The organism is Microbacterium sp. (genome assembly GCF_047606385.1).
In the GTDB taxonomy this organism is placed as follows: Bacteria; Actinomycetota; Actinomycetes; order Actinomycetales; family Microbacteriaceae; genus Microbacterium.
Map to the genome: position 1 here is coordinate 1 of NZ_JASGEL010000038.1, position 8,960 is coordinate 8,960.

The 8,960-nt window shown below is 72.0% G+C and carries 9 protein-coding genes; 4 read left to right on the top strand and 5 right to left on the bottom strand.

Going from position 1 to position 8,960, the window contains the following annotated elements:
• Positions 1-742: ribokinase (locus QM626_RS04300; RefSeq protein WP_415074337.1), on the bottom strand; the 742-nt coding region annotated here is incomplete at its 3' end.
• A 103-nt stretch (positions 743-845) separates the two neighbouring features.
• Here QM626_RS04300 and QM626_RS04305 point away from each other — a divergent pair.
• On the top strand, positions 846-1,802 hold the full coding sequence (locus QM626_RS04305; RefSeq protein WP_415074339.1) for a nucleoside hydrolase: 957 nt from the start codon (positions 846-848) through the stop codon (positions 1,800-1,802).
• Positions 1,803-1,826: 24 nt separating this feature from the next.
• Here QM626_RS04305 and QM626_RS04310 read toward each other — a convergent pair whose 3' ends face one another.
• On the bottom strand, positions 1,827-3,110 hold the full coding sequence (locus tag QM626_RS04310) for a serine hydrolase domain-containing protein (RefSeq protein WP_415074341.1): 1,284 nt from the start codon (positions 3,108-3,110) through the stop codon (positions 1,827-1,829).
• 55 nt (positions 3,111-3,165) lie between these two features.
• On the opposite strand from QM626_RS04310, the gene QM626_RS04315 reads away from it, so the two are divergent.
• On the top strand, positions 3,166-3,477 hold the full coding sequence (locus QM626_RS04315; RefSeq protein WP_415074343.1) for a DUF2470 domain-containing protein: 312 nt from the start codon (positions 3,166-3,168) through the stop codon (positions 3,475-3,477).
• A 55-nt stretch (positions 3,478-3,532) separates the two neighbouring features.
• Positions 3,533-4,189 carry a heme oxygenase (biliverdin-producing) gene (locus tag QM626_RS04320; RefSeq protein ID WP_415074345.1) on the top strand — a complete coding sequence of 219 codons (657 nt, stop codon included), beginning with the start codon at positions 3,533-3,535 and terminating at the stop codon, positions 4,187-4,189.
• Positions 4,190-4,248: 59 nt separating this feature from the next.
• Here the strand turns inward: QM626_RS04320 and QM626_RS04325 are convergent, their stop codons facing one another.
• On the bottom strand, positions 4,249-5,649 hold the full coding sequence (locus QM626_RS04325; RefSeq protein ID WP_415074347.1) for an ATP-dependent DNA helicase: 1,401 nt from the start codon (positions 5,647-5,649) through the stop codon (positions 4,249-4,251).
• Positions 5,650-5,688: 39 nt separating this feature from the next.
• On the opposite strand from QM626_RS04325, the gene QM626_RS04330 reads away from it, so the two are divergent.
• Positions 5,689-6,741 carry a hypothetical protein gene (locus QM626_RS04330; protein WP_415074349.1) on the top strand — a complete coding sequence of 351 codons (1,053 nt, stop codon included), beginning with the start codon at positions 5,689-5,691 and terminating at the stop codon, positions 6,739-6,741.
• 12 nt (positions 6,742-6,753) lie between these two features.
• Here the strand turns inward: QM626_RS04330 and QM626_RS04335 are convergent, their stop codons facing one another.
• Entirely contained in the window at positions 6,754-8,718 is a 1,965-nt protein-coding gene (locus QM626_RS04335; RefSeq protein WP_415074351.1) for a cytochrome c oxidase assembly protein, read from the bottom strand.
• A gap of 136 nt (positions 8,719-8,854) precedes the next feature.
• On the bottom strand, positions 8,855-8,960 hold a 106-nt coding region (locus QM626_RS04340), incomplete at its 5' end, for an HU family DNA-binding protein (protein WP_415074353.1).

The window sequence follows — 8,960 nt, forward strand, 5'->3', positions numbered from 1 at the left end:
CGGGCGGCCACCCGGCATGCAGCGCGAGCGTGATCGCGGCGCAGAACGCGTCGCCCGCGCCCACGCTGCTGACCGCCCGCACCCGCGGCGCCGTGGCCCGTGCGACCTCGACCCCGCGCTCGAACAGGGCCGCCCCCGCCGCGCCGTAGGTCACCGCGACGCGACGCGCGGCGGCCAGCTCGGGCAGCAGCGCGTACTCGGTCTCGTTGACGACGACGAGATCGGCGCGGGCGATCACCGCCGCGGGCAGGGCCTGCGCCGGTGCGGCGTTGACCGCGAGGAAGCCGGGCACCGCCGCGGCGAGCGCCGTGACGGTCGGCAACGGGATCTCGAGCTGCGTCAGCACCGCCTCGGCCGGATCGAACCGCTCCCCGTCGACGGCGACGTCGGCGTTCGCGCCCGGACATACGACGATCTGGTTCTCGCCGTCGGCATCCACCGTGATCAGCGCGGTGCCGGTCGGCGACTCCCCGAGCCAGACGCCGCCGGTGTCGACGCCCGCGTCCCGCAGGCCCGCCAGCATGCGGCGACCGTCCTCGTCGTCGCCGACCGCCCCGACCATGCGCACCCTCGCGCCGAGCCGCGCGGCGGCGACGGCCTGGTTCGCGCCCTTGCCTCCGGCATCCCGGCGGAGCGACCCGCCGAGCACCGTCTCGCCGGCGCCCGGCAGCCGGGGCACGGATGCCGTCACGTCGACGTTGATGCTTCCCACCACGCACAGCGGGCCCGGGGTGACTGTCACCGTCCCATTCTGCGCGGTCGGGCGTGCCGGCCGGCACCGGCGCCCGGCTCCGACGCGGGGCGCTCGTGATCTGCGCGCAACACGAGCCGGATACAACAGAGGGATGCCCGACCGTATCCCCGTCTACCTCGACTGCGACACCGGGGTCGACGACAGCCTCGCCCTCGCGTACCTGCTCGCCTCGCCCGCCGTCGAGCTCGTCGGCGTCGGCACCGTCAGCGGCAACACGGCCGCGGCGCAGGCCGCGCGCAACACGCTCGACCTGCTCGCGCTGGCGGGGCGCGACGGCATCCCGGTCGCCGTCGGCGCCCACGACCACCTCGACCATCCCTACGACGGCGGCGCGCCGCACGTGCACGGCGACAACGGGATCGGGGGCGTCGTGCTGCCGCGGGCGGACGCCGAGCCCGACCCGCGCACCGCCGCGCAGCTGCTCGTCGACCTCTCGCACACCTACGCGGGACGCCTGCACGTGCTGGCGATCGGGCCGCTGACCAACCTCGCCCACGCCCTCGCCGCGGATCCGTCGCTGCCCGACCGGGTCGCCGCGGTCACCGTCATGGGCGGCGCGGCGCTCGTCCCCGGCAACATCAGCGCGGTCGCCGAGGCGAACGTGTACAACGACCCGCAGGCCGCGGCGGCCCTGCTGGCGGCCGACTGGGACGTCACGCTGGCACCGCTGGACGTCACCCTCGAGCACACGCTGAGCGAGGAGCAGCGGCGGATGCTGCTGGCCGACGAGCGACCGTTCGTGCGCGCGCTCGGCAGCATCCTCGACCACTACTTCGACTTCTACCTGCCGCTGTACGGCCAGCGCATGAGCGCACTGCACGACCCGCTGGCCGCCGTGCTCGCGGCGGGAGCCTTCACGCCGACGCGTGCGCCGCGGGTGCCGGTCGTCGTCGACACCGGCACCGGCCCGGGTCGCGGGCAGACGATCGCCGACCTGCGGGGCCAGCGGCTCGGGCCGCGCGATCACGACGGCGTCCGCACCCGGGTCGTGCTCGCTCTCGACGCACCGGTCGCGGAGCACCTGGTCGAGGTGATCCTCGCCGGCTGAGTCCCGGTCCCGTACGACAGCCGGTCAGGAGGTGGGGCAGATCGCCAGCGCGGCGATGCTGTCGTGCTGCTGCTGCGCGGTCCAGGGCAGCCCGGCATCCGGGGCCGTCTGGCCGCTCGCGGCGGGCGCCTTGGAGGCGATGGCGGCCAGCTCCCACGCGAGGTAGGCGGCGATCCTGTCGGATGCCGCGGAGTCGTTGAGCACGACCGCGACCGTCAGACCGGTGTCGGGGTCGGTGAACGACGCGGTCATGTATCCCGGGATCGACCCGTACTGGCCGATGAGGGAGCCCGCCTGGTAGGCGCCCCCGGCCGAGGTGAACCACGACGGCTGGTCCGACCCGACGCTCAGCGGCTCGTCGAAACGCCCGGAGTCGTCGGAGACGAGGGCGCCCGTCGCGAGGGCCCGGGTGTAGGTGGCCAGGTCCTCGATCGTCGAGACCACCCCGGAGTCGGTCGAGCCCATGCTCGCCGAGAGCACGGTGAGATCCGTCGGCGCATCGCACTGCAGGGCGCCGTCGGCGCCCGTCTGCGCGACGGTGCCGGTCAGCACCGGGTCTCCCGCGGCCGCCGCCGCGTCACCGGGCAGGGAGGTGTCGTCGAGCCCCAGCGGCTCGAAGACGTCGTCCTCGAGCAGGTCGGCCGGCGATTTGCCGGTCGCCTTCTGCAGCGCGAGTCCCAGCAGGACGTAGCCGGCGTCGGAGTCGCGCCACGTCGTGCCGGTGAGGGACGCGTCCATCGCGCCGATGCCGTAGGCGACGAGCTCGTTCGGGTTCCACACGCGGGCGGGCGTGTTCAGGAACGCGCCGAGCAGACTCGCGCGATACGAGCCCAGCCCGCTCGTGCCATCGCACAGGTCGCCGAGCGTGACATCCGCGGACAGGCCGGCGACGCTGCCGACGTAGTCCACCACGGGGTCGCCCAGCGACACCGTGCCGGCGTCGACGGTCTCGTACAGCACGTCGCAGATCATCGCGCGGGTGACCGTCGCGGCGCGGAACGTGTCATCGACGGATGCGTCGCCCACCGCGCCGACCCACTCGCCGCTCCAGGGCGCCCAGACCCCGACGATCGCGCCGGTGGAACCGGTGGCCGCCATCGCGAACTGGACCGCCGCCTCCAGCTGGGACTGCGTGTCGTCGGCGAACGCGGCGTCCACCTGCGTGGGCAGGTCGATGTCGACATGCGCGTGGCCGGAGCAGGCCGTCATCACAGCCGTGATCATCACCGCGCCGGTCACCGCCGCGATCCTGCGGCGCACCGCGGAGCGTATCGGCATGGTCACCCCCGGCTCGTCGTGCTCCAGCATTCAAACACACGCAGGTCACAGCGCCGTCACGACGGCCGCCCCTAACCTGGGATCCATGGCACACACCTTCGACGAAGAGGCTCTCACGGGGGTCCTCCGGCACATGAACGCCGATCACACCGGTGACAACCTGCTCATCGCCCGCGCGTTCGGCACGGTTCCCGATCCGATCGCGGCACGGATGGTGGGCTTCGACGGCGACGGCGGCGACTGGGTCGTCGCACTCGCCGACGGCGGCGAGGCACCGCTGCGGGTGCCGTGGCCGGGCGGGGCGATCACGGAGCGCCGCGAGGTGCGCCGCGAGATCGTGGCGCTCTACGACGCCGCCTGCGCCCGCCTGGGCGTCGAGCCCAGGCCGCACTCATGATCGTCTGAGACGATTCGTATTTAGGTTCTGCTTACCTGAAGGTATAGTGGTCGGCATGACCGACCCGATCCCGTTCTCCACCGCTCTGCGCGAGCGTTCCGCAGGCGCGCACTCCGGCAGCGAAGGCGCCGGATTCATGTCCGATCTGATCAAGGGCGACGGCACCCGCGAGGACTACGTGGCCCTCGTCGCCCAGCACTGGTTCATCTACGCGGCGCTGGAGGCGGCGGCCGAGCGCATGAAGGCCGACCCGGTGGCGTCCGTGTTCATCACCGACCGCCTGACGCGCCTGCCCGCCCTCGAGGCCGATCTCGAGTTCCTCATCGGGCCCGACTGGCGCGAGCGCATCACGCCGCTGCCGACCACGCAGCGCTACGTGGAGCGCATCGACCAGGTCGGCGCCACCTGGTCGGGGGGGTTCATCGCCCACCACTACACCCGCTACCTCGGCGACCTGTCGGGCGGCCAGTTCATCGGCAGGCTGATGGCCCGCCAGTTCGGCTTCGACACGAACGGCATCGGGTTCTACCTGTTCGCCGACATCGCCGACCCGAAGGCGTTCAAGGAGGTCTACCGCGAACAGCTGGACGCAGCGCCCTGGGACGAGGCCGAGAAGGAGCGCGTGATCGACGAGGTGCTCCTCGCCTACCGCTTCAACACCGAGCTGTTCGAGGACCTGGCACGGGCGAAGGCCGAGGCCTCGGCGGCCTGAGGCGGCGCCCTACCCCCGTCCCGCCACCCCCACCCCCGTTGACTTGCCCTACATGCACGCTACGACCCCGGTTTCGCGTGCATATAGGGCAAGTCAACATCGTGCGGGGGGGCGGGGCGGGTGCCCCGCATGAACCGCTGCACGTCGGCATCCACCCGCACGTCGGACGGCCGTAGCGGACGGGTCAGGTAGAGACCCTCGAGCGCGGTCAGCCGCGAGAGCGCGACATAGGCCTGGCCGGCGGCGAACGCGCCGCTGCCGAGATCGATGACCGCCCGGTCGTAGGTCTTGCCCTGCGACTTGTGGATCGTCACCGCCCACGCCAGCCGCAGCGGGAACTGCGTGAACTCCGCCACGATGTCACGGCTGATCGCGCGGGTCGCGGGATCGTACGCGTAGCGGAACCTCTCCCACACCGCCGGCTCCACGTCATGCGCGACCCCGTCGACCTCGACGCGCACGGTGCCGCCGGCGATCCGGGTCACGACGCCGATCGTGCCGTTCACCCAGCGCGGCCCCTCGCCGTAGGGCTGCACGTCGTTGCGGAGGAACATCACCTGGGCGCCCACCTTCAGCTGCAGCTCGCGGTCGGCCGGGAACGCCGCCTCCCCGCGCCCGAAGTCGCCGTTGATCTCGGCCACCGCGGTCTGCGACTTCCCCGACAGGGCGTCCAGGTGGCGGCGGTTGATGGCGCTCACCGCGTCGTTGCGGGTCGCCAGGGTGATGATCGGCGTCTCGCCCGGCTCGGGCTCGGGCGGACGCCGCGCACCGGTGTCGTTGAGGATCTTCGCCATGTCGGCGGTCACCTGACCGTGCCGCACCGCGTTCAGCAGGGCCTTGAAGCCGTCGTCGGACTGCCGGTGGATCTGGCGCAGCTCCGCGATGCGCAGCTCCGCGCCGTGCCGGCCCAGGTCGATGAGGCCGTCGCCGGTGGCCTCCCCCGCCCATACGTGCGCGTCGAAGAACCACGACGAGCGGTAGTGGTCGCGCATGTACCGGGCCTCGTCACCGCGCGGCGGCACCGGCGCGAGCTGATACGGGTCCCCGAACATCACGACCTGGACACCGCCGAACGGCTCCGCCCGCTTGCCGCGGGCCTGCCGCAGCGCCCGGTCCATGCCGTCCATGAGGTCGGCGGAGACCATCGACACCTCGTCGATCACGAGCGTGTCGATCGCGTTCAGCAGCTTGCGCGTGGCGTCGTTCTGCTCGAGCTCGGTGCCCGCGATCAGCCCGATCGGCAGCCGGAACAACGAGTGGATGGTCTGGCCCTCCACGTTCAGGGCCGCGACCCCGGTGGGCGCGCACACCGCGATCTGCTTCTGCGTGTTCCATGCCAGATACTGCAGCAGGGTCGACTTGCCGGTGCCCGCACGGCCGGTGACGAACACATGCTCGCGGGTGTCCTCGATCAGCCGGAACAGGGCCTCCTGCTCCGCCGACAACCCGATCACGTCCATCCGCTCCATGCTAGGGCGGCGGCTTCCTAGACTGGCGGGGTGGGTGGGCAACAGGGCGAGGACGCGCGTCTGCGACGCGATCTCGTCGCACTGGCGCTGATCGGCGTGCTGCTGATCGCGGCTCTCGCCGCCGGCGGCGTGACGGTCTACCGCAGCTTCTACAGCCCGGCCGCGTTCGTGATGCGCTACCTGACGCTGCTGGCGCACGGCGACGCCGCGGACGCGCTGGCGCTGCCCGGTGTCGCCCTCGACGCGGACGAGCTGGCGGCGGCGGGGCTGCCGGCCACGGCATCCGACGCGATGCTGCGTCAGGCGGCGCTCGGATCGCTCGACGACCTGCGCGTGACCGGCGAGGAGCCCTCCGGAGCGGACACGATCGTGACGGTCTCGTTCACCGCGGGCGACCAGCCCGGCACCATGAGCTTCGCCGTCGCCCGCGACGGCATCACCGGCATCGCCCCGACATGGCGTTTCGCGCAGAGCCCGCTCGCGGTGATCGACGTGACGGTCGCCGGGTCGATGGCCTTCGACGTCAACGGCTTCCAGGTGGACAAGCGGCAGGTCTCGACGGACGGCGCGGATGCCGACCCGGCCGCGTCCGTGCCGCTGCTCGTCTTCGCGCCCGGCGTCTACGCGGTCGGCGTGGACACGTCGATCTCGGCGACCGAGGGGACGGTCGTGCTGGTCGACGCGCCGCGCACGAGCACCCCGGTCGCGATCGAGGCACAGGCCACCGCGGAGTTCACCGCGCTCGTGCAGCAGCGGGTCGAGGAGTTCCTCACCGACTGCGCGACCCAGCAGGTGCTGCTGCCGACCGGTTGCCCGTTCGGGTTCGTGATCGAGAACCGGGTGCAGGACCTGCCGCAGTGGTCCATCGTGCAGCAGCCGCAGATCACCCTCGTCCCCGACGGCGGCGGCCTGCGCATCGTCGACACCGCCGCGGTCGCGCACATCGACGTGGGCGTCGTCTCCCTCCGCAACGGCGTGTTCAGCCAGGTGTCCCAGGACGTGCCGTTCACCGTCGACGGCACGATCTCGATCGCCGTCGACGGCGCGGCCTCGATCCTGATCGGCGGCACGAGCGACATCTGAGGGATGCCGGCGTCAGCGGCCCCGCGCCACGTCGTCCTGCGCGAGCTTGGCCAGCCGCGCGTTGTAGGCCTCGAGCTCCGCGTCGCCGGTGCGGTCGGCGTGCCGGTCGCGACGGCGCTGCACCCGCTCGTCGTCGCGGCTCCACTGGATCGCCACGGTGATGCCCAGGATGAGGCTCGGGATCTCGCCGATCGCCCAGGCGAGGCCGCCGCCGACATACTGGTCCTCCAGCGGCGTGGCCCCCCAGGTGCGGCCCATCGAGCCGTACCACTCGGCGACGAACAGGCCGGTCTGCATCATGATCGCGATGCCGAAGAACGCGTGCATCGCGATGACCGCGACCAGCGTCATGAGCCGGATCGGATACGGGAACCGGAACGGCACCGGATCGATCCCGATCAGCGACAGCACGAACAGGTAGCCCGTGACGAGGAAGTGCACGGTCATCCACTCGTGCCCCAGGTGGTCGTACAGCGACCACCTGAACAGGTCCGAGTAGTAGAACAGCCACAGCGATCCCACGAACATCGCCGCCGCGAACAGCGGATGGGTGACGACCTTCGCGAACGGCGAGTGCACCGCCCACAGGATCCACTCCCGGCCGCCGCGCGAGCCGTCGTCGCGCTTGCGGATCGCGCGCAGCGCCAGCGTGACCGGCGCCGCCGGCACCAGCAGCAGCGGGATCCCCATCGTCAGCAGCATGTGCCCGAGCATGTGCACGCTGAACAGGTAGTCGGCGTAGGCGTTGACCGGTCCGCAGGTGACCCAGAGCAGCAGGAGCATGCCCAGCACCCACAGCACCGTGCGGTACACCGGCCAGGCGTCGCCTCGGCGCCGCAGCCGCCACACGCCGGCGAGGTAGAAGAACAGCCCGAAGCCGATGACGAACGCCCACAGCAGATCGACGTTCCACTCGGTGAACCAGCGCAGCGGTGTCAGCTCCGGCGGCACCGGCGAGTTCGTGAGGGCGACCGCGGGGTCGCTGACGTCCTCGGCGGCCGTCGTCGGCGGTGACGTGCGCGCCAGCGCCACCGCGGCGCCGCTGGCGAGGCCCATGAGCGCCAGCTCGAGCACGACGAGCCACCAGAAGCGACGGGACGCGGCATCCTTCGTCGCCATCCTCCGGATGAGGCGGGTGCGGTACCACGCGCCGAGGCAGCCGAGTGCGATCAGTGCCACGACCTTCACGAGCAGGATGCCGCCGTAGGCGCTGAACAGGTTCTCCCAGCTCACGACGCTCACCGCCGCGCGCACCGTGCCGCTGATCGCGACGACCACGAACGCCACGAGCGCGATCGAGGAGTACCGCATCATCGCACCGGCGACCTCGGGCCGGCTCAGCTGCGGTCGCACGACGACCATCAGCAGCAGACCACCGAGCCAGACCGAGGCGGCGACGATGTGGAGCACCAGCGAGGCGATGGCGATGTTGTGGCTCGACAGATCGCCGGAGTGTCCCTGGGTGCCCATCGGCACGAGGCTCGCGATCGCGAGGATCGCCACCAGCAGCGTGGCCGTCCACGACCGCACGGCGAAGATCAGCACCGTCAGCACCGCGCCGGCGATCGTCGTGATCAGCCAGGTGCGACCGAGCTCGGTCTCGACGAGGAACCGCCCCAGCTGCTCGCCGAACACGTCGTCCGCGCTGGGGGTCGCGTTGAACGCGTTGACGAAGGTGAGGAAGCCGGTGACCGCCGAGGCGAGCGTGAACAGACCGGCGGCGGCCGAGGCGAGATCCAGCGCGAGCTCGAAGGCGCGGGTCCCCTGCGTGAGGGCGAACAGCGCGGTCACGAGGGTGCCGGCCATGGCCGCGGCCGACAGGTTCACCACGAGCGTGGCGCCGGGCAGTCCCCAGCGCACGACCGGGCCCGCGTCGCCGATGGCCAGCGGCGCGGCGCCGCCGCCGTAGCGCAGTGCGGCGATCATCGCCACGACCGCCGTCAGCGCGAGGATCGCGGGACCGGCCAGGCGCAGCATCCGGGACAGGTCCGTCCTCCCGCCGCGCGGCGCGTCCGCGCTCTGCGCCGAAGAGGGGGAGTCCACCGCAACAGCCTACGCGGGCATACGAGAGGGGGATGCCGCCGTGGCATCCCCCTCTCGGCGCGGCGGCGTCTTACTTGACGGCAGCCTTCAGCTTGGAGCCGGCGGTCACCTTGACGCGCTTGCCCGCGGCGATCTTGATCTCCTCGCCGGTCTGCGGGTTGCGGCCGGTGCGCGCA

Bases quoted from the DNA above. Each gene is read 5' to 3' on its own strand.
- QM626_RS04305 (WP_415074339.1), top strand. From the start codon at position 846: ATGCCCGACCGTATCCCCGTCTACCTCGACTGCGACACCGGGGTCGAC.
- QM626_RS04315 (WP_415074343.1), top strand. From the start codon at position 3,166: ATGGCACACACCTTCGACGAAGAGGCTCTCACGGGGGTCCTCCGGCAC.
- QM626_RS04310 (WP_415074341.1), bottom strand. From the start codon at position 3,110: ATGCTGGAGCACGACGAGCCGGGGGTGACCATGCCGATACGCTCCGCG.
- QM626_RS04325 (WP_415074347.1), bottom strand. From the start codon at position 5,649: ATGGACGTGATCGGGTTGTCGGCGGAGCAGGAGGCCCTGTTCCGGCTG.
- QM626_RS04335 (WP_415074351.1), bottom strand. From the start codon at position 8,718: ATGCTGCGCCTGGCCGGTCCCGCGATCCTCGCGCTGACGGCGGTCGTG.
- QM626_RS04320 (WP_415074345.1), top strand. From the start codon at position 3,533: ATGACCGACCCGATCCCGTTCTCCACCGCTCTGCGCGAGCGTTCCGCA.